The 24,572-nt window shown below is 76.6% G+C and carries 17 protein-coding genes; 12 read left to right on the top strand and 5 right to left on the bottom strand.

Annotation, left to right across the window (positions count from 1 at the left end; genetic code table 11):
- The first annotated feature begins 232 nt into the window (after positions 1–232).
- The 12 genes from IR158_RS06060 to IR158_RS06005 are packed head-to-tail and all read left to right on the top strand — an operon-like array spanning position 233 to position 12,467.
- Positions 233–1,801, top strand: coding sequence for a phage tail sheath subtilisin-like domain-containing protein (locus IR158_RS06060; RefSeq protein WP_291810749.1), 1,569 nt, complete (start codon positions 233–235; stop codon positions 1,799–1,801).
- 34 nt (positions 1,802–1,835) lie between these two features.
- Positions 1,836–2,315, top strand: a complete 480-nt coding sequence (locus tag IR158_RS06055; protein WP_227576586.1) for a phage tail protein — start codon at positions 1,836–1,838, stop codon at positions 2,313–2,315.
- Positions 2,312–2,773 (top strand): hypothetical protein, encoded by a 462-nt coding sequence (locus IR158_RS06050; RefSeq protein ID WP_291810747.1) that lies wholly within the window; start codon positions 2,312–2,314, stop codon positions 2,771–2,773. The genes IR158_RS06055 and IR158_RS06050 overlap by 4 nt, the downstream gene beginning before the upstream one ends.
- A 7-nt stretch (positions 2,774–2,780) precedes the next feature.
- Entirely contained in the window at positions 2,781–2,954 is a 174-nt protein-coding gene (locus IR158_RS06045; RefSeq protein WP_227566422.1) for a DUF6760 family protein, read from the top strand.
- Complete coding sequence (locus IR158_RS06040; protein WP_291810741.1) at positions 2,947–3,417, top strand: phage tail protein; 471 nt, start codon at positions 2,947–2,949, stop codon at positions 3,415–3,417. The genes IR158_RS06045 and IR158_RS06040 overlap by 8 nt, the downstream gene beginning before the upstream one ends.
- Positions 3,414–6,575 (top strand): hypothetical protein, encoded by a 3,162-nt coding sequence (locus IR158_RS06035; protein ID WP_291810740.1) that lies wholly within the window; start codon positions 3,414–3,416, stop codon positions 6,573–6,575. Before IR158_RS06040 ends, IR158_RS06035 begins: the two co-directional genes overlap by 4 nt.
- Positions 6,572–7,237 carry a LysM peptidoglycan-binding domain-containing protein gene (locus IR158_RS06030; RefSeq protein ID WP_227576582.1) on the top strand — a complete coding sequence of 222 codons (666 nt, stop codon included), beginning with the start codon at positions 6,572–6,574 and terminating at the stop codon, positions 7,235–7,237. The genes IR158_RS06035 and IR158_RS06030 overlap by 4 nt, the downstream gene beginning before the upstream one ends.
- Complete coding sequence (locus IR158_RS06025; RefSeq protein ID WP_291810738.1) at positions 7,234–8,991, top strand: phage baseplate assembly protein V; 1,758 nt, start codon at positions 7,234–7,236, stop codon at positions 8,989–8,991. The genes IR158_RS06030 and IR158_RS06025 overlap by 4 nt, the downstream gene beginning before the upstream one ends.
- Positions 8,991–9,428, top strand: a complete 438-nt coding sequence (locus tag IR158_RS06020) for a GPW/gp25 family protein (RefSeq protein ID WP_291810736.1) — start codon at positions 8,991–8,993, stop codon at positions 9,426–9,428. Before IR158_RS06025 ends, IR158_RS06020 begins: the two co-directional genes overlap by 1 nt.
- 1 nt (position 9,429) lies before the next feature.
- Positions 9,430–11,385, top strand: coding sequence for a putative baseplate assembly protein (locus IR158_RS06015; RefSeq protein WP_291810734.1), 1,956 nt, complete (start codon positions 9,430–9,432; stop codon positions 11,383–11,385).
- A gap of 24 nt (positions 11,386–11,409) precedes the next feature.
- Complete coding sequence (locus IR158_RS06010; protein WP_291810732.1) at positions 11,410–11,946, top strand: phage tail protein; 537 nt, start codon at positions 11,410–11,412, stop codon at positions 11,944–11,946.
- Complete coding sequence (locus IR158_RS06005; protein ID WP_291810731.1) at positions 11,943–12,467, top strand: hypothetical protein; 525 nt, start codon at positions 11,943–11,945, stop codon at positions 12,465–12,467. The genes IR158_RS06010 and IR158_RS06005 overlap by 4 nt, the downstream gene beginning before the upstream one ends.
- A 27-nt stretch (positions 12,468–12,494) precedes the next feature.
- Here IR158_RS06005 and map read toward each other — a convergent pair whose 3' ends face one another.
- The 5 genes from map to IR158_RS05980 all read right to left on the bottom strand — a co-directional run bounded on the left by map (position 12,495) and on the right by IR158_RS05980 (position 24,391).
- On the bottom strand, positions 12,495–13,265 hold the full coding sequence (map, locus tag IR158_RS06000; RefSeq protein WP_291810728.1) for a type I methionyl aminopeptidase: 771 nt from the start codon (positions 13,263–13,265) through the stop codon (positions 12,495–12,497).
- A gap of 90 nt (positions 13,266–13,355) precedes the next feature.
- On the bottom strand, positions 13,356–19,082 hold the full coding sequence (locus tag IR158_RS05995; RefSeq protein WP_291810727.1) for a carboxypeptidase regulatory-like domain-containing protein: 5,727 nt from the start codon (positions 19,080–19,082) through the stop codon (positions 13,356–13,358).
- 37 nt (positions 19,083–19,119) lie between these two features.
- Positions 19,120–21,636, bottom strand: a complete 2,517-nt coding sequence (locus tag IR158_RS05990) for a carboxypeptidase-like regulatory domain-containing protein (protein ID WP_291810725.1) — start codon at positions 21,634–21,636, stop codon at positions 19,120–19,122.
- Complete coding sequence (locus IR158_RS05985; protein WP_291810722.1) at positions 21,636–23,822, bottom strand: carboxypeptidase-like regulatory domain-containing protein; 2,187 nt, start codon at positions 23,820–23,822, stop codon at positions 21,636–21,638. Before IR158_RS05985 ends, IR158_RS05990 begins: the two co-directional genes overlap by 1 nt.
- Positions 23,819–24,391 carry a DUF4255 domain-containing protein gene (locus IR158_RS05980; RefSeq protein WP_291810720.1) on the bottom strand — a complete coding sequence of 191 codons (573 nt, stop codon included), beginning with the start codon at positions 24,389–24,391 and terminating at the stop codon, positions 23,819–23,821. Before IR158_RS05980 ends, IR158_RS05985 begins: the two co-directional genes overlap by 4 nt.
- Between the last annotated feature and the right edge of the window lie 181 nt (positions 24,392–24,572).

Below are 24,572 nucleotides of genomic sequence, written 5' to 3'. Positions count from 1 at the left end.
GCCCGCGAGACGGGCAAGTGCGACGAACGCTCCCTGAACGCTCGTCCAGGTCGCGGATTTCACCCCCTCGGGCATCCCCCGGGCGGCCCTGTCGGGGCGTCTGCGCAACCTCGGTAGCGATTACCGATGTCCCGGCCCGACCCCGCTGCCTAGCCTCACGACGACCCGCCACGCACCTGCCGTACCCCGGTGCGAGCGGCCGCGACCTCACGACCGAGAGAAGGACCCACCAGTGCCCACCTACACCGCGCCCGGCGTGTACGTCGAGGAGATCCCCTCGTCCCAGAAGGTGCTGACGTCGGCCCCGACCGCCGTCACGGCCTTCGTGGGCTTCACCGCGTCGGCGCCGGCGGACGACCCGGCCGACCCCCAGGGGCTCATGCCTCGCCTCGTCACCAGCTGGACGCAGTACGAGGCGCTGTACGGCGGCTTCGTCGAGGGCGCGATGCTGCCGCTGTCGGTGTACGGCTACTTCCTCAACGGCGGCACGCAGGCGTACATCGTGCGCGTCCCCAACGCCGAGCCGTCCGGCAAGCCGGCGACGCTCGAGCTGCCCGCCGCGGACCGCGCGCTGGGCCTGCCCGTCGCCATCGAGTCCGTCGAGCCCGACGCGCAGCTGACGGTGGCCGTGCAGAGCGACGACGCCCCCGACGACCTCGAGGGCCCCACGACGTTCACGATCACGGTCCTCGAGGGCGGCGAGCCCGTCGAGTCCTACCCCGGCCTGAGCCTGGGCGGCCCGCGCGACGCCGCGACGGTCATCAACAAGACGTCCACGAAGGTCAAGGTCGAGATCCGCCTCGACGAGGAGACCGACCTGTCGAGCCAGCTCGAGCTGCTGCGCCCCGGCACGTACGCGCTGCAGCAGGCCGAGCCCGTCAAGGTGCCGGTCACGGGCCGCAAGTTCGCCGGCTCGGAGTCGGCGCGCACGGGCATCAACGGCCTGGCGATCGCCGAGGACGTCACGATCGTCGCCGTGCCCGACCTGGTCACCGCCGCGACGCGCGAGGACGGCACCCTCGACCTCGGCCTGTGGAAGGCCGTGCAGACGTCGCTCATCGCGCACTGCGAGCAGCACGCCAACCGCATGGCCCTGCTCGACGCGCCCCCCGGGATGACGCCGCAGCAGGTCAAGGAGTGGCGTTCCGAGGTCGCGCAGTACGACTCGGCGTTCGCGACGATGTACTACCCGTGGATCAAGGTCGAGAACCCCCTCGGCTCGGGGGCGTCGGCCGAGATCGTCATCCCGCCGTCGGGGCACGTCGCCGGCGTGTGGGCCCGCACGGACGAGACGCGTGGTGTGTGGAAGGCCCCGGCCAACGACACGATCCGCGGCGTCCTGGACGTCGAGCGTGCGGTCACGCAGACCGAGCAGGGCTTCCTCAACCCCATCGGCGTCAACGCGATCCGCCCGTTCGGCACGCGCGGCATCCGCATCTGGGGCGCGCGCACCCTCGCGTCGGACACCGACTGGCAGTACATCAACGTCCGTCGCCTCTTCAACATGGTCGAGTCGACGATCCTCGAGGGCACCCAGTGGGCCGTCTTCGAGCCGAACGACGTGACCCTGTGGGAGGGCGTCAAGCGCACCCTCACCGGGTACCTGCACGGCCTGTGGCAGTCGGGCGCCCTGTTCGGCTCCACCGCCGACCAGGCGTTCTTCGTCCGCTGCGACGAGACCACCAACACCCCCGAGTCGATCGACGCCGGCCGCCTCGTGGTCGAGGTCGGTCTCGCGCCCGTCAAGCCCGCGGAGTTCGTGGTCTTCCGGATCAGCCAGAACAAGCAGAGCGCGGCCTGACGCCCAGCGTCCCCACCACACCTAGGAGTAACGCATGCCCAGCACCGGACTGTTCAGCGCCGACCCGATCGTCTCCCAGAACTTCTTCCTCGAGATCGACGGGCAGGTCGTCTCCGCCCTCATGTCGGTCTCGGGCCTGGACGTCGAGGTCGGCGTCGGCAAGGTCACCCAGATCGGGGCCGACGGCAAGAAGCAGCAGGTCAAGTTCCTCGGCCAGACCGTCGAGGTCCCCGACCTGCAGCTGACCCGTGTCGCGCCCGCCGACGTCACCAACGACCCGCTGTGGAAGTGGTTCAAGGCGGTCCGCGAGGGCGGCCTGTCCGGCGACCGCGCGCAGAACCGCAAGAACGGCTCCGTCGTCCTGTACGACGCGTCCGCCAAGGAGGTCGCGCGGTTCAACTTCTTCAACGGCTGGCCGAGCAAGATCTCGACCGACCAGCTGTCGGTCGACGGGTCGGACGCCATCAAGGAGACCGTCTCGGTGGTCATCGAGCGCCTCGAGAGGGTCAAGTGACCCTGCGTACCCGGTACGAGTTCACGCTCCCTCGCGGTTACGTCGACCGCGAGGGGGCGTTGCACCGCGAGGGCGTCATGCGCCTGGCGACGGCCCGCGACGAGCTGGAGCCGCTGCGTGACCCCACGATCAGCGGCCCGGACGACCCGCGCCTGACGGTCGTGGTGCTGGCGCGCGTCGTCGAGCGCCTGGGTGCGCTCGAGCTGGTGACGACGCACGAGATCGAGGGCCTGTTCGCCGCCGACCTGGCGTACCTGCAGGACTTCTACGGCGTCATCAACTTCGGCACCCCCGCCGAGGTCGAGGAGTTCCTCGCCGGTCAGGACGAGGTCGCGCCGGCTGCGGCACCGGTGGCCGTCGAGGAGGCGGCCCCGGCCGCCGACGTGCCGGACGCGGGCTTCGTGCACGCGCGTCCCGCGCGCTCGGCGATCGAGGAGCTCCCGGCCGAGACCCGGTGACCGGACCGTGCTGCGCTACCCCGTCGACGCGGTCTGGCAGGAGATCGCCTACCTGGCGTACCACCTGCACTGGCCGATGGACGACCTGCTGGACCTCGAGCACCTCGACCGGGTCCGCATGGTCCGGGCGGTCGCGGCGATGAACGAGCAGGCATGGGAGGCGGTGCGCGACAGTGTCTGAGCAGACGCCCCTGGGCGGCGGGGTGCCGCCCACCTCCAGCAGGTTCCTGCTGGAGGTCGACGGCGTGGAGATCGGCACGTTCCGCGAGGTGCAGGGTCTGCGCCTCGACGTGGACGTCGTCGAGCACGTCGAGGGCGGCCAGAACGGGTACGTGCACCAGCTGCCCGGCGTGATGCGCTGGCCGCACCTGGTGTTCACCCGCGGCATGGTGCAGTCCGACGCGCTCTTCGGCTGGGTGCAGCGGTCGTCCGGGCAGGGCTTCGCCGGCAACGGCGACACCCTGACGCGCGCGACGGGCGCCATCACGGTGATCGACGAGCGCGGCAACCGGCTGCGGTCCTGGGAGCTCGACGGCGTCTTCGCCGTGAGCTGGACGGGTCCGTCGCTGTCGGCCGACTCCGACGTGCCGCTCACCGAGTCGCTCGAGGTCGCGCACCACGGCTTCCGCGCGGTGACGCGATGACGGCTCGGGCTGCGGACGGGGCGACCGGCCCGGCTGCCGAGGAGGCGACCGGCCGCGCCCCGGCGACCCCGCTGGGCGCTGGCGTCGCGCAGCGGTGGCGCCGGCCCGGCCCGGTGAGCCGCCCGCGCCCGGCCGCGATCGGGTCCCTCGCGTCGGCGGCGGCACGGTTCGCCGCCGGGTCCGGGCGTCCCGTCGCCGTGCGGCGCGCGCTCGCGGGCCCGTCCCCGGTCCACGCGCAGGTGCGCGTGGCCGACGTGGTGCGCCCGCCGCGCTGGTGGTCCGGGGAGCTGGCGGCCGAGCGTCGCGCCCGCGCGGCGCAGGACGCGGTCGTCGTCGCAGCGCACGGCGAGCGCCCGCGCGGCCTGCCGCGCTCCGCCGACCGCCTGCCCGACGAGCGCGGTCACCGGCCCGGCGCCGTCCAGGCCCGGCTCGCACCACGCGTCGTCCCGATGCGCCTGCCCGACGCCGTGCGCGCCGTCGGGACCATGACCACACCGTCCGACGTCGCCCCGCGCCGCCGGACCGCCCGGGGCCGCCCGGGGCCGACCACGGCGCCGCAGCAGCCGTCACCCGGCCGTCCCGCGCCGGGCGCTGCGGCGCCGACGAGGCCGACGGCGCCCGGTAGCGCGCCTGCGATGACGGTGCGCGGCAGCGCCCCTGCGTCGTCCGGTCGTCCGGGGCCCGGCGGTGCCCTCGTGCGTCGTCGTCTGCAGGCCGGCGCCGCGCTGCGCCGCCGCGCGGCGACCCGCGTCGCCGTCCCTGCCGGCGCCCCCACCGTCCGGTCCTCCGACGCCCGGAGCGCGAGCGGTCCTGCCGGTCGTGAGCACGCTGCGCGCGTCGCCCCGGGCAGTGCGCTCGCGGCGTCCGCGCCTCGTGCTGCGGCGGGACTGCCGACGGCCGTCACCGCGCTGCGCGGGCCGGTGCGCCGCGCCTCGCTCGCACTGCGTGGCTCGCGGGACCTGGACGTCCGGGCCGCGGTCCCCGTCGCCGGGGCGCCGGGCCGTGAGCCTGCCCGGGCCGTGCGCCGGTGGGCGCGGCCCGCGGCCTCCGTCACGTCGCCCGCGGCCTCCGTGACGTCGCCTGCTGTGCCCGTGACGTCGCCTGCTGTGCCCGTGACGTCGCCCGCTGCGCCCGTGACGGCGCCCGCGGTGCCCGTCACGTCGCCTGCTGCGCTCCGCACGTCGTCTGCGGCGCCACGGACGTCTTCTGCGGTTGTCGCGGCGTCCGCGCACCGGTCGGACGCCGTCGCGCCGGGTACGCCCGTGACCACCGCCTCGAACTCGCTCCGGGCCACCGTCGACGGTCCGCCCGCGTCCGGCCCCGCGGCGCTCACCGCGGGGGCCGGCGGTCCGCGAGCCGCCGCCGGTCCGCGTGGGCCGGTCGGCAGCGACGTCGGCTCCCTCGCGAGCGCGCCGCGTGCCGTCGGTCATGGCCTCGCCGCCGCCGCTCCGGCGTGGCGTGGAGCCGGGGCGCTGCCCGGCTCCGGTCACCGGCGGCCGTTCGTCCGCCGCGCCACGAGCCTGGGGACGGCGGGTCCCGCGCTCCCGGTCGGCCGTCACGGCGGCGTCGCGAGCCACCTGGGCCGCGCCGCCGCGGGGACCGTCGTGGCCGGCCGTGCGGCCGGGCGCGCCGGCACCCCGGCCGTCGGTCCCGTCGCGCCGGGCGTGACCGCGGGGACGCAGGCGCGGGCCGTCACCGCTCCGCACGCCGACGTGCACCCGAGCACCGTGCGCCGGTCGGTCGCGCCGGCTGCCGGAGCCGTCGCCGCCGCCGCGCGTGGTGCCGCCTCCTCGGCCACGTCCGGGGCTCCGGCCGTCACGTCCGCGGCGGCAGTGGCGCGGGGCGCGTCGGCGTCCTCACCGGTGCCTGCGGCCGTGTCCGCGACGACGCACGCCGCGCCGCCGGCGCCGACGACCTCTGTGCCCAGCGCGTCCGCGCACGCCACCGGGCCCGGTGCCTCCGCGCCGACCGTCTCCGTGCCGACCGTCTCCGTGCCGACCGTCTCCGTGCCGACCGCCTCCGTGCCGACCGCTTCCGTGCCGTTCACCTCCGCACGCGCCTCCGTGCCGACCACGTCCACGACGGCGCCCGTCCCCGGCGCCGGCCTCGCCGCGCCGGCAGCCGACCGTGCCACCCGGTCGGGCGCGTCGCCGGCCGGCCCCGCGTCGTCGGCGGCTGCCCCCTCGTCCGCCGTCCCCGCCACGACCGCTGTGCGCCGGTCCCTCGCGACCGCCACCGGCCCTGCGACCCGCACGCCCGCGGTCGCGGCGCTGCGCGGCGCCGGTGAGCTGGCGCGTGCCGTCCAGCCCGTCGGGGTCCGCGCCGCGGCGACGGGCGGAGCGCTGCGCGCCGCCGTCAGCGCGCCGACGCTGCCCGCCGTCGCCCGCGCCGGCCGGAGCGCGGGCCGCCCCGGGCCCGGCTCGAGCGGTCCCGTCGCGCGGGCCGGGAGCGCCCACGGGACCGGCGGCCGCCCTGGCCGTCCCGGTGGGCCTGCCGTCCCGGCGGTCGCCCGCCCGACGTCGTCCGGCTCTGCGTCGTCGGGCACTGCGTGGTCGGGCACTGCGTCGTCGGGCACCGCGTGGTCGGGCACCGCGTCGTCGGGCACCGCGTGGTCGGGCACTGCGTCCTCGGGCACCGCGTCGTCGGGCACCGCGTGGTCCGGCGCCGCGTCCCCCCGCACCGCGTGGTCGCCGGGCACCTCGCCCGCAGCCCTCCCCGCGCCCGCCGGCGCCCGCGCTCTCGCCCCGGCACCCGCGCTGGCCGCGGCCGCTGCCGGGCCCGTGCGTCGGATGACGGTGCTGCCGCCCCGCACGGTCGTGCGGCGCGTCCCCGTGTCGGCGCCGTCCGCGGCCCCTGCCGCGGCACCGACCACCACCTCCGGCCGGCCCGCTCTCGGCGCCGCCGCCCCCGCCGTCCCCGCATCGGCCCAGGGAGCGACCGTCGTCCGACGGTGGCTGCCCCCGGCCGGCCAGGAGAGGACCCCCGTGCACGACGAGGTACGCCCACCCCACGCGGACGTCGAGCGGCGGCTGCGCGCCGAGCTCACGTCCTGGTTGGAGCACGAGCTGGACGACAGGGTCGTGCGCATCGTCGAGGCGCGGCTGGCGGAGCAGGACGAACGGCGCACCTGGCGCCGCACGCGGGAGGTGTTCTCATGACGGCGACGACCGCTCCGGTCAAGGCGTTCCTCGAGATCGAGGGCGGGCAGAAGGTGCCGTGCCTGTTCAACCCGGCGCAGCTGCAGCTCACGCGCGAGAACCACTGGGTGGGCGACCCGCGCCCGGGCCGCGGCGTGCCGCGCCTGCGGTACGCGGGCTCGTCGTCGGGCGTGCTGAGCGTCGACCTGTTCTTCGACACCACGCACGACGGCAGCGACGTCACCCGGCACACCGGCCGGCTGCTCGAGCTCATGGAGGTCGACCCGTCGCTCCCGGGGGCGGACGAGGCCACGGGCAACGTCCGCCCACCGACCGTGACGTTCCACTGGGGTGACCTGCACTCGTTCACGGCCGTCGTCGCGGCGCTCGAGCTGACGTTCACGTACTTCTCCGCGTCCGGCACGCCGCTGCGCGCCCGCGCGGGGCTCGAGCTGCGGCAGTACGAGCCGTCGCGCGCGTTCGGCCCGCAGAACCCGACGTCGGGCACGCCGCAGCCGCACCGCGTGCACCGGGTCCAGGCGGGGGAGACCCTCGACCGCATCGCAGCGCAGCACTACGGCGACCCGACGCGGTGGCGCGCGCTGGCCGAGGCCAACGGCATCGACGACCCGCTGGACCTGCGCCCGGGCACCGTGCTGTCCGTCCCGCGGGGTGACGCGTGACGACGGACGTCGGGACCGCGCGCCTCAACCCGCTCGCGCACACGTCGTTCGACGTGCGCCTGGGCGGGCGGCCGCTGGGCGTCACGGAGCTCGACGACCTCGTGGACGTGCGCGTGCAGCGCGGCGTGCGGACGGTGGGCCGGGCGTCGCTCACGTTCGTCGACCGCGGGTACCGGCTGGTCACCTCGCGCCTGGCGATCGGGCAGGACGTCGAGGTGCGCGTCGACGGCACGTCACTGTTCACCGGCACGGTCACGGCGCTGGGCACGCGCGCGGACGACCGCGGCAGCACCACCACGGTCACGGCGCACGACGGCGCGTACGCGCTGACCACCGACGCGGGCGTCGTGGCACGCGCCAACGTCGACGCCTCCCAGGTGGTCGCCGAGCTCGCGCGCGCCGCCCGGCTGAGCGTGCAGGGCTGGCCGACGTCGCGCACCGAGCCGTGGCACCTGCAGGCGGACTCACCGCTGGGGCTCATCGACGAGCTCGCGGTGGCCTCCGGGCTCGACTGGGTGGTGGACGGCACGACGCTGCGCGTGTGGGAGCGCGCGAAGGGGACCGCCAAGGGTGCGCGGCGCCCCCGCCTGACGGTCGGTCTGGACCTCGAGGAGCTGTCGGCCCGCCAGGTCGGGCGGCCCGACGCGACGTACGTCGTGCAGGGCTGGGACGCCGCGACGACGACGGCCGTGCGGGCGACCGCGAGCGCGCCGGCGCCGCGCGCGGGCTTCACGGCGCGCGTCGACGCGGACGGCGCGACCCCCCAGATCCAGGTCGGCGGGCTGCAGGTGCGCTCCGCCGAGGAGGCGCGCGTGCGTGCCGAGGCGCTCGCCGCGCGGCACGGCCGGGTCGAGGCGCAGGGCCGCGGCCCGCTGGCGCCGGACGTCGTGCCGGGGGGTGAGGTCGAGGTCGTCGAGGGCGGCCCCCTCGACGGCACGTACTACGTGCAGGAGGTCGAGCACCGGTTCGACGGCCGTGCGTCGCGCACGTCGTTCGTCGCGGGTGACCGCGAGCCCGTGCGGCTGGGCACGGCCGCGTCGGGGGAGCGGGCGGCGTCGTCCGCCCACCACTCCGGGCTGGTCGTCGCCACGGTCAATAGCACGGACGACCCCGACCGGCTGGGCCGCGTGCGCGTCACGTACGTGACCGCGTCGGACCGTACGTCGTCGGACTGGGCGCGCGTGCTGGCACCCGGCGGCGGCAGCGCGGGCGGCATGGTCCTGCAGCACGAGCCGGGGGACGAGGTGCTGGTCGCGTTCGAGGGCGGTGACGTCAGCCGGCCGGTCGTGCTCGGTGGCCTGCACTCGGCGTCCGCGCCGCCGCCGCAGACCATCCGGGCCGACGGGGGGCCGCGCGTGCGCTCGATGCACTCGCGCCACGGGCAGCGGCTCGTGCTCGGCGACGGCGAGTCGGGCGACGACGCGTACGTCGAGCTCGCGCTCGGCGCCGCGGGGCACGGCCTGCGGATCTCGCAGCAGCAGGCCGTCCTGGAGGTCGGCCAGATCCCGCTGCGCATCGTCGCCGGGTCGTCGTCCATCGAGCTGGACGGCAAGGGACGGGTCACCGTGCGCGGCACCGACATCGCGGTGCAGGCGGACAACGAGCTGCGGCTGAAGGGCACCACCGTGAAGATCGAGGGCACGGCCAAGGTCGAGGTCACGGGCGCGCAGATCGCGCTCAAGGCCAACGGCACCGCCGAGGTCTCCGCGTCCGGTCCCACCAAGATCGTCGGCAACCCGGTGGCGATCAACTGATGAGCGAGCTCCAGCACCCGTCCGCGCGCATGACGGCCGCCGCGGACTTCGTGGGCCGCGGCTTCGCGTGGCCCTTCGCGGTCGACCACACCGGGTCGATCGCCATGACCGACGGCGTCGGCGACGTCGAGGACGCGATGCGCGTCGTCCTGCTCACGGCACCCGGCGAGCGCCTGATGCGCCCCGCGTTCGGCTGCCGCATCTGGGACCTGCTCTTCGAGCCGATCACGCCCAACCTCGTCGGTCTGGTACGCCAGGCCGTGCGCGACGCGCTCGCCCAGTGGGAGCCGCGCGTCGAGGTCGAGGACGTGCGCCCCGTGCAGGACCCGGGCGACTCGGGCCTGCTCCACATCCAGATCGACTACCGCGTCCGGTCCACCAACGACCGCCGCAACCTGGTCTTCCCCTTCTACGTGATCCCCCGCGAGGACTCCTGACATGCCGCCGCTCGACCCGCCGAACCTCGACGACCGCCGGTTCCAGGACATCGTCGACGAGACGAAGCGCCTCATCCCGCGGTTCACGCCCGAGTGGACCAACCACAACCTGTCGGACCCCGGCGTCGCTCTCGTCGAGCTGTTCGCGTGGGTCGGCGAGATGGTGCTCTACCGGGTCAACCAGGTGCCGGACCGGATGTACGCGCACTTCCTGGGACTGGTCGGCGTCGAGCCGTTCCCGCCGTCGGTCGCGCACACGCGCCTGACGTTCCGGCTCGCGGCGCCCGCGACCGAGCCCGTGGTCGTCCCCGAGGGGACCGCGGTGTCGACCGTGACGGTCGGCGGGCAGGAGCCCGTGGTGTTCGCGACGTCGGCCGAGGCCGTCGCCGTGCCACCGCGCCTGGTCGCCGCGCGCACCGCCGGGCCGGACGGCGCGGCCTCGACCGACGCGTGGGAGCCGCTGCAGGTGCCGGGCGAGAGCGTCCGCTGCTTCCCGTCGTCGCCCATCCGCGACGGCGACGCGTTCTACCTGGGCTGCACCGACCCGCTCGCGGACCTCGTGCTGCGCCTGGACGTCACGGCGCACGCCGAGGGCATCGGCGTCGACCCGACGCGCCCACCGCTGGCGTGGGAGGTGTGGAGCGGCGAGGCGTGGGTGCCCACGGTCGTCGACGAGGACACCACGGGCGGCCTGAACCGCGACGGTGCCGTGACGCTGCTGGTCGGCGACCGGCACGCGCCCCTGACGATCGGCGGGACGACCGCCTACTGGCTGCGCGCGCGCCTGCTGGACCGCGCCGACGGGCGGCCCGCCTACCAGGCGTCCCCGCAGGTGGGCTCCGTGCAGGTCCGCACGGTCGGCGTGAGCGTGCCGGCCGAGCACGCGCAGGCGATGCCGGCGGAGGTGCTGGGCCGCTCCGACGGGCGCCCGGGCCAGCGGTTCGCGGTCAGCGCGGCCCCGGTGGCCACGCGACGCGGCGACGAGCGCGTCGTCGTCGTCGACCACACGGGCGCCGGCGAGTGGGACGAGGTCCCGGACTTCTCCGCGTCCGGGCCGGACGACCGGCACGTGGTGTGGGACTCCGCCACCGGGGAGGTGCGGTTCGGTCCGGCCGTCCGCCAGCCCGACGGCACGACCCGCCAGCACGGCGCGGTGCCGCCCGACGGCGCCCAGGTGCGCGTCACGGGCTACCGCACCGGGGGCGGCTCGCGCGGCAACGTCGGGGCGCGCACCGTGACGTCGCTGCGCACCGCGCTGCCGTCGGTGCGCTCGGTCGCGAACCTCGTGCCCGCGACCGGGGGCGTGGACGCCGAGACGGTCGACGAGGCCAAGGTGCGCGGCCCGCTCGCGCTGCGCACGGGGCAGCGCGCGGTGACCGCGTCGGACTTCGAGCAGGTCGCGCGGCAGGCGTCCGTCGAGGTCGCGCGTGCCCGCTGCCTGCCCGTGCCGCCCGACGGCCCGGCGCGTCCCGTGCACGTGCTGCTGGTGCCGCAGGTGCGCACCGACCCGCGCACCCACACCATCGACGACTTCGTCCTCTCGCCGCGGCTGCTCGACGTCGTCGCGGCCGAGCTCGACCTGCGCCGGACCGTCGGGGTGTCCGTGGGGCTGGGGGCGCCGTTCTACCACGGGGTGTCCGTCGCGGCCCTCGTGCGGGCGGTCCCCGGGCGTCCCGTGCAGGCCGTGCGCGAGCGCGTCGTGGAGGCCGTCACGCGGTTCGTGCACCCGCTGGTCGGCGGTCCGCAGGGCACCGGGTGGCCGTTCGGTCAGACGCTCACCGCGACCGCCGTCGCGCAGGTCGCCGAGGGCGTCGACGGCGTGCTGGGCGTCGACGAGGTCACGCTGTTCGGGTACGACCTGCGCAACGGCCGCCGCGTCGGCGAGGGCCGCGAGTCCCTGACGATCGACGCGGACACGCTGCTGCTGTCCGCCGAGCACCGCGTGGTCGTCCGATGACGTCCGCGGCGACGGGGGCCCGACGTGGGACGCGCTGAGGACTGGCTGCTCGCGCAGCTGCCTGCGGGCATGGTCGCGGAGGACTTCTTCTCGCGGTTCGTGCGGATCTTCCAGGCCGAGGCCGAGACGCTGCTGGCCCACCCGGACAACCTGCCGTACCTGGCGGACCCGCGGCTCGCACCACCCGAGATGGTGCGCTACCTGGCGCGCTGGATCGGGCTGCCGGGCCTCGACGCGGACCTCCCGGAGGACCTGCAGCGGGACCTGCTCGCGGCCGGAGCTGCGGCGCTGCCGTGGCGCGGGACCGCCCACGGGCTGCGCGTGCTGCTCGAGGGGTACACCGGCGGGCCCGCGCACGTCGTCGACGGTGGCGGTGTGCACCCGCTGGGCGAGGAGCCGACGGACACCGCGTGGGTGCGGCTCGAGGCCGCGTCGACCGGGCGGCTGACGCAGGACGAGCTGGTCGAGCTGGTGCGCGCCGAGGTGCCGGCGCACGTGCGCGTCGAGCTGGTGGTGGCGGGCCGCACGGTGTGGCCCCGACCGGAGGGGGAGTCCCGATGACCGAGGTGGTGCGTGAGCCCGTGCTGGGCGTGGGCCTGGGTGAGGGCCGGTTCGTCGACACCGTGACCCCCACGGACACGGTGACGTGCCCCGAGTGCGGGACGCGGTCGACGCTCGACCTGCTGCGCCGCGACGCGTCGGCGTTCTGCCCGCAGTGCGACTTCCCGCTGTTCTGGGCCGACCGCGGCGCTGCCCGGGCGGCCGCGTCGGACGTCGACCAGGGCCCGGTGCGCCGGTCCCCGGGCGTCGAGGGTGAGGTCGCCGGGGTCGTCGTCGCGTGCCTGGTCTGCGGCGAGCACAACGCGCACGCGCGCGGGCCGTGCGTGCGCTGCGGCGCCGACCTGACCCCGCGCCCGGCGCCCGTGCTGCCGCCACCGCCGGCCCCCGAGCCGGAGCCGCAGGTCCTCGAGGTCCTCGTGCCGGTGCCGTGCACCCACCCGCGCACGTGGGTGGTCGCGCTGGTGTCCGCGCTGCTGGGCGCGGGTGTCGCGTTCGTCGTGGCGATGCTCGTCCTGAGCTGACGGCCCCGCGGGGCGGGCGGCCGCGCGTCAGCGGGGGAGCGTCAGGATCTCCGCGCCGTCCTCGGTGATCGCGATCGTGTGCTCGCTGTGCGCCGTGCGGCAGCCCGTCGCGCTGCGCAGGGTCCAGCCGTCGGCGTCGGTGACGAGCCGGTCGGTGTCCGCCATGACCCACGGCTCGAGCGCGAGCAGCAGACCCGGGCGCAGCGGGTAGCCGCGGCCGGGGCGGCCCGCGTTGGCGACGTGCGGGTCCTGGTGCATGGTCGAGCCGATGCCGTGGCCACCGAACTCGGTGTTCACCGGGTACCCGGCGTCCGTCAGCACGGTCCCGATGGCGTGCGACAGGTCGCCCGTGCGCGCTCCGGGGCGGGCGGCCGCGATGGCGGCGGCCAGCGCGCGCTCGGTCACCTCGACGAGCGCGACGTCGGCGGGGTCGCGCGGCGTGCCCACCACGAAGCTGATCGCGGCGTCCGCGGCGATCCCGCGCAGGGACACTGCCAGGTCGAGCGTCAGCAGGTCGCCGTCGCGCAGCGCGTAGTCGTGCGGCAGGCCGTGCAGGACGGCGTCGTTGACGGCCGTGCAGATGTAGTGGCCGAACGGCCCGCGCCCGAACGACGGCGCGTAGTCCACGTAGCAGGACTGCGCACCCGCGTCGAGGATCATGCGCTGCGTCCAGCGGTCGATCTCCAGCAGGTTGGTGCCCACCGTGGCGCGGCGGCGCAGCGCCTGCAGGATCCCGCCGACCAGGGCACCCGTGTCACGCGCGCGAGCCACCTCGTCGGGGCTGAGGATCTCGATCACGTGGTGTGCCCTTCTCGTCGCGCCGCACCGGCGGCACCCGCGTGGTCCCACGCGTGCCCCACCATCTTCTCCCACGGCGGCCGCAGGGTGTCACGGCCCGACCGGCTCCCCCGGCTCACCGGAGGGCGTCGGCTCGCCCGTGACCTGCGGTCCGCCGGGTCCGCCCGGGACGGGCTGGACCTGGGCGCTCACCGTCGTGCTCGAGGGCTCCCACGTCGTCGCCGACGGCTCGTACCGCACCGCCAGGGTGGTGCTGCCCGGCGACCAGCCGGTCGTCGGCAGCGTGAGGGTCGCCGTGCCGCCCACGAGCGTCGCGGTCACGGCCGTCCCCCAGGCGGGCGGCGAGCCGACGGCCACGCGCACCAGCCCCGCGGGGGTGCCGGACGCGGTCGTCACGGTCACCGTGACGGTCAGGTCGGTGCCGACCTCGACGGGCGCCGACGTCGTCGCCGACACCGTCGTGGCCACCGGGGCCGGGGTCGTCGTCGCGGTCACGAGCAGGCGCGTGGCGTTCGCCGGCACCGTCGACTGCGACAGCGCCACCTGCCACCCGGCGGACGTCGTCGCCGTCAGCTGCGCGGCCGGCCCGCTCGTCGTGCCCGGCAGGTACAGCAGCGAGTCGCTCGCACCGTCGATCAGCGGCACGTCCAGCGCGCTGCCGCCCGTCGGTGTCACCCGGACGACGACCGACGGCGCGCCGCCCGTCGCGCGCAGCCGCAGCTCGACCTCCCGCAGCTGCAGCGGCACCGTCGTCGGGCCCGTGACCTCCACGGTGTCCTCGACCGTCGCGAGGTGCCCCGCGGGCCCCGTGGCACGCGCGGTCCACGTGCCCGGCGGCACCTGCGCGAACGTCGTCACGTACCGGGACCCGGACCGCGAGACCGGCTGCGGGCCCAGCACCGTGCCCGTGCCCGACGTCAGCGTCACGAGCCCGCCGGTCAGGTCCGCGCCGATGGTCGACGTGAGCTGCACGGTCACCGCGTGGCGTGCCAGCGGGAACGTCACGTCCAGCACGGTGCCCTGGCCGGGCACGACCTGCACGCCGCGGGTGATCGTCACGCCGGACGCGACGAACGTCAGCGCGTACGTGCCGCCGCCCAGGCCGCTGAGCAGGTAGCGGCCGTCGGGGCCGGTGGTGACGGCGACGCCCTCGGTGGCGCCCTGCGGCGTGGCGGTCACGACGACGCCCGGCAGCGCGACGCTCGCACCGTCGGCGGTCTCCTGCGTCACCTGGCCCTGCACCGCGCCCGTGGGCGTCGCGAGCGGCACCTCGACGCGGCCGGGCTGGCCGGGGCCGACGGTGACGCGGGTGCTCACGGTCGTGTACTCGGTGGTCGAGGGCACCACCCACAGCGTGTACGTCAGCGGCAGCAGCCCGGCGAACACGAACTCGTCGTCCTCGACGGTGGGCGGTGCGATCGTCACCGCGTGGTCGGAGTACGCCAGGCGGACGTTGAGGCCCGACGTGACCGGCGCGCCGGCGGCGTCGGTGACGCGCACCGTGAGCGTCGAGCCGAGCGGGTCGAGCTCGAGGTGCGAGGTCGTGGCGCCCGTCGTCACGGTCGCGAGCGCGGTCGCCGACGTGTGGGCGTCGGCCGACGCGGCCACGTCCCAGTCGCCGGCCCACAGGCCCTCGCGGTCCAGGTCCCCGACCAGCGTGAACTCGCCGGCGGTGCCGGACCGGGCGGTGAACGTGACGTCCGTCGCCCCGGTCGCGTCGGCGGGGCCCTCGCCGCGCACGTCGGCGCCGGGCAGCGCGACGGTCCACCCCGCGCCCAGCCGCGTCGACACCGTGCCCTGGACGCGGCCCAGCCCGGCGAGCGGGACCGACGGCGTCGCGACGGTCCCCGCGACGACCTCGACGCCCACCGGCTCGGGCGTGCGGAACCCGGCGGCGACGACCTGCACCTCGTACGTGCCCACCGGCACGGCGCCGAGGTCGACCACGGCGGCGGCGCTCACGTCGCGCTGCGCGACGACGGTGCCGTCGGCGGACAGCGTGACGCGCGCCGCGGCCAGGGGCGCCGCACCGTCGGGCGCGAGCGTGACGCGCACGCCACCGTCGCGCAGCAGCACCGTCTCCGAGCGCGTCGCGGCCGGGGTGTCGGACGCGCGGTAGGGGACCTCGACGACGATCTCGGACGCCGCGGTCTGCGTGCTCCAGCCGGGCGCTCGCACCGCGAAGCGGTAGGTGCCGGGCCTGATGCGGTTCTCGACGCCGATGACGGTGTCGACGAAGGTCAGGGCCACGCGGGTCGCGGGGCGGGCGTCGGACCCCTCGTCGAAGGTCGTCTCGGTGCCCGTCACCGCGGGCGTCAGGCGCACCGTCCCCGTGCCGGGCGGCGCGGACACGGTCTCGAACGTGACACCGGGCAGCGTGGCGACCCGGGGGACGAGCACGACCGACGCGTCGAGCAGCTGGTACGACGGTGTGAGGACGACGCGGTCGTGCGCGCCCAGCTCGACGCCGTTGAGGCGCAGCGTGTCGAACCCGTCGGCCTGCACCACCAGGTCGACCTGCCCGGACACCAGGGCCAGCACCGGGCGGCCGCTGCACGCACCGGCCGGGGTCGTGCACACCAGCGCCTCGCCGGCCGCGTCGGTCGTGTACGTCTGGCTGCGGCGCACCTGCGTGGTGCCCGAGTACCCGACGACGCCCGTGACCGTGAGGCGCGCGCCCTCGCGCGCCTGGAAGGCGTCGTGCGCGGACTGCACGACGACCTGCACGACCTGGTTCCCGACCGGTGACGCGAGCACCACGGTCGCGTCGAGCTGCTGGTTCAGGGAGACGTCACGATCGATCGTGACGGCCACGCCCGGGTCGTCGGCCGCCGCCGCGAGGATCGTGTACGTGCCGGGCGTCAGGCCCCGGAGCTCCGCGATGCCGTGCTCGTCGCTGACGGCGGTGCGCACGGTCGTGCCGGCCACCTGCATGGCCCGCACCGGTGCGCCGCGCGCGACCTCGATGGCGCCGGTCGCGTCGGCGCGCAGCGTCGTGACCCGGATGATGCCGAGCCGCTCGATGGTCGCGTCGTAACGCTTGGTCTCACCGGGCATCAGCACGACCTCGACGGGGTCGGGCGTCACCCAGTCGTCGTCGGGCAGCCCCGCGACGACGACCTCCCACGTCCCGGCGGGCAGGCGCCGCAGCTCGTACATGCCGTGCGTGACGGGCGCGCAGCGGGCGTCGGTGTCCGTGCAGGTCGCGGTCGCGGGCACGCACGTGGTGGTCGAGCCCGCGCGACGCGCCACGACGCACACGTCCGGGGGGAGTGCACCCACGCGCGGCAGCACGGACCCGACCAGGGACGGGGACGGTGTCAGCGCCACGGTCGCGGCCTCGACGACCGCGCCCATCGGCACGGTCACGGCCACGGTGCCGCTCTCGTACCCCGGCACCGACACGCTGAGCGTGTACCGGCCGGGCAGCAGGCCGCCGTCGCCGTCGGCGGGCAGGACGTACGCGTCGTCGGGTGCGGCGGTCGCGGTGACGGTGCGGGTCGTGCCGTCGAGCGCCGTCGCGGTCGTGGTCACGGTGACGAGGCACGGCTCGGTGGTCGCCAGGCACTCCACGCGGGCGCCGGTCGAGGCGTCGGTGACGCGGCCGGTGATCCCCGCGGTCGCGACGAGCCCGTCGCCCGGGACCGTCGTCAGCACCAGGTCGGACGTCACGGCGCCACCCGCCGTCACCTCGACCTGCGCGTAGCCCGTGACGTACCCGAACGCCTCGGCGGACAGCACGTACGTCCCGGCGGTGACGCCGACGAACCGGTACGACCCGTTGCCGTCCGACGACGACATCGACTTGTACGTCTCGGTGCCGTCGCTCAGGGTCAGCCCGGCGGCGGTCACGCCCGCGCCGTCGTCGCCGCGGACCGTGCCGGTCACCGCGCCGCCGACGGCCGTCATCGCGACCTCCCAGCCCGCGACGCCCGCCGGGGTGACGGCCAGCTCGCGCGTCACCGTCGCGTAGCCCGGGCCCTCGACCGTCACGGTGTACGTGCCGGGTGCGGGCAGGTCGGCCAGGACGAAGCGGCCGGCGTCGTCGCCCGTGAGGGTCGTGGCGGTGCGCGTGACCGTGCCGTCGCTCGCGGTGACGGTCAGGCCGCCGATGCCGCCGACACCGCCGAGCACGGCGGTGCCCAGCGCGACCCCCGTGAGGGACGCGACGCCGGGCTCCACGGAAAGGTTCACCGTGCGCTCGCCCGCGGCGCCGAGCGTGACGAGCTGGGACGTGCTTCCCCACCGGTCGGACGACGCGGTGACGAGGTAGGTGCTGGGCGTGCTGAGCCCCTCGACGGACCACGTGCCCACGCGGCCCTCGGTGACGGTGCGGGTCGTGACGGTCGTCGTGCCGTCGGTGAGGGTCAGCCCCACGCCGCCGACGGGCCCGTCCGGGCCGGTGACGACGCCGCGCAGGACGCCGTCACCCGCGCGCAGCTCGGTCTGCAGCGGGGTGGCCGAGAGCTCGGCGCCCGTCAGCACGTACCGCTGCGTGCGGTACCCGGGCTTGGCGACGGTCACGAGGTAGCGCGTCGTGGGGGACAGACCCGCGAACGCCCAGGTGCCGGACGCGTCCGTGGTGGTGCGCAGACGCTGCGCGGTCGGTGCCGTGCCCTCGACCGTGAGGGCCGTGCCGAGGAGCTTGCCGGGTGCGGCGCCCGTCGGACGGGCGAGCGCCTGGAGCACGGCGGTGGCCGCGGCGGCCGGGGCCGACGCGCGGCCGAGCCCGGCGGTCAGTGCGGCGCCGAGGGCGACGCGGCCGAGCGCCGCCGCCGTCGGCAGCGTGCCGGGCGTGGCGGGCTCCGCGGTGGAGCCCCACAGCTCCGACGTCGGCACGACCTGCACGCTCGCGCCCGCCGGGTCGGTGCCGGAGACCTGGCCGGCGACGCGCAGCGTGGGCGTCGCAGGGGCGTCCGGTGCGTCCGCTCCGGGTGCGGCGGCGCCGTCCTGGGCGTCCCCCTGCCCGTCACCCTGGGCGCCGCCCTGCCCGCCGTCCTGCGCGCCGTCCGGGCCGTTGCCGGCGGCGTCGCCGGGCGAGCCGTCCGCCGCGACCGACTGCCGGTCGCCGAGCGCCGTGACGACCCGCGGGATGCCGACCAGCGCACCAGCCCCCCACAGCGCGAGCACCGCGACGACCGCCGTCACCTTCAGCACGGTCGGGCCGAGCCACGCGCGCGCCGTGAACGTCCCCGGCACGTCCTGCGGTGCGCCGCGTCCCGTCGCGGTCACGCGGTAGGTGTGGCGCTGCTCGCGCCCCACCCAGCGCTGGCGGGACCGCAGCAGCGCGGGTACGCGCACGGTCCCCGCGGCGGGGACGTCCACGGCGGCGAGCCGGACCTGGACGTCGACGCCCGAGCCGGTCGCGGACAGGCGTGCGGACGTGGGGGTCGCCCCGGTGTTCGCGAGCACGACGTCGACGCGTCGCCGACCCCGGCCGCGCGCGTCGGCGGGCTCGATGCTCACGACGAGCTCGCCGGCGACGTCGAGCGTCAGGACCGCGTCGGTGACCGTGCGGCCGGCTGCGGTCTCGACGACCACGAGGAACGGGTAGCCACCGGCGGCGGCGCCCGCGGGCGGCGTCACCCGCAGCGTCGCGCTCGCGGTGGCGTCCGGCGCCAGGGCCGGGACCGTCACGGCGTCCGGCGCCCACGCAGGCTCGAGGCCGACGGCGTGGACGTGCACGTCGAGCGGCACGTCCGCGACGTTGCGCACGCGGACGGGGACGTCCACGTCGCGGCCGGGCGAGCCGTGCGCGGCGGTGTCGACCACGACGGTCGGGGCGGTGGCGGTGCTGCGCCGGGAGGCGTCGCTCACTGCGGTGCTCCGATCCCGCGTGCTGCTGCACGCGCGCTCACGAGGTCACGTCCACGGTCCGCTGCTCGCTGGCGGCCAGCGTGAACGGCGGTGAGACGCCGAGCACCGAGCCGCCCGCCACCACGCGGACCTCCACGAGGTAGTTCTGCGGCGCGTCGACGTCGTCGAACGCGTACGCGCCGGAGGCGTCGGTCGTCGTCGTCGCGACGGCCTGCGCACCCGCCAGGCCGTAGTCGACGGCGCGGAAGAGCCGCACGTTCGCGCCACCGACCACGGTGCCGCCCGCCCGTGTGACCGTGCCGCGCACGCCTGCGGGGCGCACGAGCACGGGGCTGAGGGTCGCGTCCTGACCCGCCTGGACGACGACGATCTGCGCGACGGGGCGCGTCCCGGCCCGCGTGAACGTCACGGTGTACGTGCCCGGCGGGAGCGCCTCGACGGCGTACTGCCCGACGGTGCCGGCCGGGGTCGACGCGGTGGTCACGCTGCGCGTCACGGTGCCGGACGCCACCTGGACCACGACGTTGCCCGCGGGCACCGGGGCGCCGGCCGCGTCCTGCTGGCGCACCGTGCCCGACAGCGTCCCCGTCGCCGGCCGCATCGACACGTCGAGCCCCGCGGCCGACGCCGCACCGGACGTGACGCGCCCGAACCCGTCGACGCTCACCGACAGCACCTGCGACTGCAGGTCCGCGCGCGCGAACGTCACGGTGTACGTGCCGGGCACCGGCACCCCGGCCAGGCGCCACGTGCCGGACCCGGACCGGGCGGCCGTGCGCCACGTGCTCGCGCCGTCGGTCACGGTGACCTCGACGCCGCCCGGGTCGCCCTGCGGCACGCTCACCGCGCCGCCGAGCGTCCCCTCGGCGTCCCCGAGCACCACGGCGACGCCCGTGAGCTGCTGGGCCTCCCCGAGCGTGAGCGTCAGCGTCGACGGGGCGCGGCCGTCGGCGCCGACCACCACGGTGTAGGTGCCGGGCGTCGGCAGACCGCGCAGGACGAACGAGCCGACGACGTCGGTCGTCAGGGACACCGTCTCGACGCGGACCGTCGCGGACGACGCCACGACGCTCGCACCGCCCAGCGGGCCGCCGCCGCCGCTCACGGTGCCGCTGATGGTGCCGTCGCCGAGCAGCAGGGGCAGCTCCAGGCCGCTGCGGGACTCCCCGGCGGCGACGTCGACGCGCTGGACGTGCGTGGCGTACCCGGTCTTGGCGACGACGAGGTCGTACACGGCGGGCGAGGGGACGTCGGCGATCTCGAACGTGCCGTCCTCGCCGACGGGCACGGTCCGCACGACCACGCCGTCACCCGGTGCCGGCGCGGCCCCCGACGGGTCGTCCTGCGCGACGTCGGTGCCCAGCAGGGGTGCGGTGTCGAGCGGCATCTGCACCTGGACGGTCGCGCCGCCCACGTCGTCGCCCGTGACCGTCCCGGCGAGCGTCGCGGGCACACCGCCGACGACCACGACGAGGCCCTCGGCGGCGGCGCCGTCCTCGACCTCGACAGCGACGGCGTCGTCCGGCGACGACGCCGCGGGGTACCAGACCTCGGCGAACCCGGCGCCGCGCACGCGCAGCAGGTACGACCCGCCGGCGAGCCGGCCGACCGCGAACGTGCCGTCGGACGCGGTCGCGACGGTCGCGACCGCCGCCGACGTGTCGTCGGCCGAGACGACCTCGACGCTGACGTCGCTGAGCGTCGCGCCGGTCGTCAGCTCCACGACCGTGCCGGCGAGCCGTGCCGTGCCGTTCGTCGCGGCGGCGTCGCGGGCCTGCGCGACCTGCAGCGCGAGGTCGCGGTCGGCCGCCGAGCGCTGCACGACCGTGCCGAGCGCGAGCGCGATGACGGTCGCGAACACCGTGACGGCCGCGAGCAGCCCCACGAGCGCCAGCGCGCCGCGCGTGAACCGCGGCCGCTGGACGAAGACCCCGGTCGCCGCCGGTGGGGCGTCGGGCGCGGGGGCGTGCGGGCCGGTGGTGCGGACCTCGAAGGGCCGCAGCAGCGGGTCGCCCACCCACGGGCGGCGGGCGCGTGCCGTCAGCGTCACGGACGTCGACGCGCGCGGCGGCACGACGACCTCGGGCGGGTCGAACGCGAAGACGGCCCGCGCCTCGGGGTCCACCGCGGCCAGGCCGCCGACGTGCTCGGTGTTGCCCTCGTTGTGGAGCACGGCCGTGAACACGGCCTGGCGTCCGGCCGTCACGGTCGGGGGGTCCAGCACGACGCGCGTGCGGCGCAGCGGCGGGACCTCGAGCACGACCTCCTGCACGCTCACGGCCGCCGGGTCGGCCAGGTCGATGACCTCGACGCTCACGGTCCAGCGGCCCGCGGGCGCGTCGACGGGCAGGGTCAGGGCGACGCGCACGCTGGCGGTCGCGCCGGGGAACAGCCGCGGCTCGGGGTCGCTGACGTGCACCCAGGTGGGGTCGACGCCCAGCACGCGCACGCCGAACCCGGCGATCACGTCGCGCGTGTTCGTCAGCGTGACGACGGCCTCGCTGGTGGCGCCCGCTCCGGCGGGCAGGTGGCGGGGGGTGACGTCGACGTGCATCAGGGCCCCGGGACGGTCAGGTCGGTGCGCGCCGCCGCGCCGCCGCTCACGGCGACGAGCGTCGTGGCCAGCGCACGGCCGTCGGCATCCAGGACGGACACGGTCCAGCGGCCCGCGTGCAGGCCCTCGAGCGCGTACGTGCCCGCCCCGAGGGCGCCGCTCTGCGCGGACGTCGTGGTGCGGACCTCGGCGCCGTCGGTGGCCTGCACGGTCAGGCCGGCGGCGCCGGTGCCCCCGCGCAGCACGCGTCCCGTCACGGTGCCGACCGCGGGGCGCAGCGTCACGGTCCCGGCCGAGCCCGTGGCGGCGTCGACCGCGACGGTCGTCGAGGTGTAGCCCGGCTTCGTGAACGTCAGCGTGAGCTCGCCCGCACCGACGCCCGCGAGCGTGAACGCCCCGACGTCACCGGCGGTGAGCGTCGTCGTGGTCCCGCCCGCGCCGCCCGCGGCGACCTGCACCCCGCCGAGCCCCGCGCCCGCCGGGTCGACGACGCGGCCCCGGACCGTCCCGGCGCCCGGCGGCAGCGTGACCCGCACGTCGTCGCGCTGCTCACCGGCGGCCAGGTCGACGACGAGGGTCTGCGTGCCGTAGCCGTCGCGCGTGAACGTCAGCACGTACGTCGCGGGCGTCGGCAGCGCGGGCAGCACGAACCGGCCGACGTCGCCGACCGTCGGGGTGCCGACCTGCACCTCCTCGCCGTCGACCGTCGTCGTGACGCTCACGCCGCCCAGGGGGTTGACGCCGTCGGTGACGACGCCCGTGACCTGCCCCGTGCCGGCGCCGAGCGTCACGGCGGTCGCGATGCGCTGCTGCCCGCCGAGGACACGCTCGGTCGCGGTGGTCGGGGCGTAGCCCTCGGCCGTGAACGTCAGCGCGTACGTGCCGGGTGCGGGCAGCCCCTCGAACAGGTAGGTGCCGCCCTGCGTGGTGGTCGTCCACGTCAGCGCCGGGTCGGCGCCGTCCCACGCGGCCGTCGCGGTGACGTCGACGACGACCTCGCGGGTGGTCTGCCCCACCTCGACCGTGCCGGTCAGGGACGCCGGGTCGCCCTCGACGCGCAGGTCGACGCCCTCGGTGGTCTCCTGCGCGGGCGCCTGGACGGCGCGCGCGGAGGTGTCGTCGGGGACCGCCGGGTACCAGACGCTCGGGTAGCCAGCGGCCTGGACGCGGACCAGGTAGGGGCCGGGGAACAGGCCCGACATCGTGTACGTGCCGTCCGCCTGCGTCGCGGCCGAGGACACGACCACGAGGCCCTCGCGTGTGCGTCGCAGCGCGTCGACCGTCAGCCGTCCGACGCCCTCGCCGTCGACCGCGGAGGTGACCGTGCCCGTCAGGGTCGCGCCCACCCCGGTCGGGACGGCACCGTCCTTGGCGAGCGCCCCGTCCGGGGTGGCGCCGGCGCCCACCGTCGCGGCGTAGAACGACCCCGCGGCGACCTTGCCGACGGGCTCGGCACCCAGCGCCATCCGCATGCCGAACCACATCGCCGCCGCCCACGCCGCGATGATCGCGAGGAGCACGAGCGCCGTGACGACGCCGCGGCCCACGAGCGGCCGGTGCCGCAGCGTCAGCAGGACGTCACCGCGCGCCGCGTCGTCACCCACGCCCGCGGCCTCGACCCGCACGGCCCGGTCCTGGTCGGAGCCGAGCAGCCGGCGCGGCGCGTGCACCACGACCGTGCTGGTCGCGACCCCACCCACCGGCACGTGCAGGGTCGACGGCGTGAGGGTCGCGGTCAGCGCGCGGTCGGTGTCGACCGTCCGCAGCGCGAGGTCCAGGGGCACGTTGCCGGTGTTGGTGGCCCGCACCGTGTACGCGGCGCGCCGCCGCGCGCGCACGAGCGTGGGAGCGGCGCCGAGCCGGGCGGCGGGCCGCGCGGGCACCGTGAGCTCGACCGGCAGCGGCGCGGGCGCCGCACCACCGGCGCGACCCGTCAGCACGACCGAGAGCACGTGGGTGCCCGCGGGGAACGTCTCGGGGAGCCGGAACGTCAGCTGCACGTGCGCCGTCGCGTCGGGGAACAGCACGACGCGGCTCGGGCTCGCGTCCACGGCGCCGGCGGGCACGCCGAGCACCTGGACGGTCAGCTCGTCGATCACGCCGGAGGTGTTCTGCACCTCCAGGGGGACCGTCCCGGTACCGCCGGGCGCGACCTCCAGGGCGCTGGGTGCGCTGACCGCTCTCATCGTCGCCCGTCGACGTGGGGCGAGAGCGCGGCCTCGACACCGGCGACGGCCGTCGGTGCGTCCTGCCACGGGTAGGCGTCCGCGGCCACGGTCGCCACCAGCGTGAACGACGCGCGCACCTGCCCGCCGAGCGACGACCACAGGTCGCGCGGGCGGTTGCGCTCGTCGGAGGCGATCGCGAGCTGCACGGGGGAGGCCAGCGCGGCGGGCGCGAGGTCGGCCGGCACGGTCGGGTGCGCGATCAGCCGCGTCAGCACGTCGCCCAGCAGCTGGTGCTCGTCGCGCGTCGACCCGGCCCACGCGCTGACCAGGAAGCTGAGCTCGACCATGGGCAGCGGGAACCGGCGGCGCGCGACCGTGCCGTCGGCGTGCCGCACGGGCGCCTCCATGCGCGCGGGCAGGCTGGAGCGTGCCACGTCGTAGAGGAAGAGGTTCACCGTCAGGCGGTTCACGGTGGCCGACCAGGTGGACGTCGGGGCGTCGAAGACGACGTCGCCCTGCTGCTCGCTCAGCGGCAGCGCGGTGCGCAGGAGTCGCTCCAGCCCGTCCTGCACGGCAGGAATGAGCACGGCACCTCCCGACGGGCTGCAGAACACGGACACGCCCGTCCGGTGCCGGCGCGCAGGAGAGTGCTGCGGGACCTGCCGTCGGGTGGCCCCACGCTACGGACGACCCCGCGCGGACGGCATCGGTAATCGCTACCGAACCTTCCGCCGCGGGCTCGACGGGCCGTCGTGCGGGGTGCCAGGG

This window comes from Cellulomonas sp., assembly GCF_015234515.1.
GTDB lineage: Bacteria > Actinomycetota > Actinomycetes > Actinomycetales > Cellulomonadaceae > Cellulomonas.
The sequence above is the reverse complement of the archived record's forward strand: the minus strand, read 5'-3'. Positions and strand labels throughout refer to the sequence as shown.

Coding starts and splice junctions, on each gene's coding strand:
- IR158_RS06015 (WP_291810734.1), top strand. CDS start 9,430: ATGCCGCCGCTCGACCCGCCGAACCTCGACGACCGCCGGTTCCAGGAC.
- IR158_RS05990 (WP_291810725.1), bottom strand. CDS start 21,636: ATGCACGTCGACGTCACCCCCCGCCACCTGCCCGCCGGAGCGGGCGCC.
- IR158_RS06020 (WP_291810736.1), top strand. CDS start 8,991: ATGAGCGAGCTCCAGCACCCGTCCGCGCGCATGACGGCCGCCGCGGAC.
- IR158_RS06005 (WP_291810731.1), top strand. CDS start 11,943: ATGACCGAGGTGGTGCGTGAGCCCGTGCTGGGCGTGGGCCTGGGTGAG.
- IR158_RS05985 (WP_291810722.1), bottom strand. CDS start 23,822: ATGAGAGCGGTCAGCGCACCCAGCGCCCTGGAGGTCGCGCCCGGCGGT.
- IR158_RS06035 (WP_291810740.1), top strand. CDS start 3,414: ATGACGGCTCGGGCTGCGGACGGGGCGACCGGCCCGGCTGCCGAGGAG.
- IR158_RS06030 (WP_227576582.1), top strand. CDS start 6,572: ATGACGGCGACGACCGCTCCGGTCAAGGCGTTCCTCGAGATCGAGGGC.
- IR158_RS06055 (WP_227576586.1), top strand. CDS start 1,836: ATGCCCAGCACCGGACTGTTCAGCGCCGACCCGATCGTCTCCCAGAAC.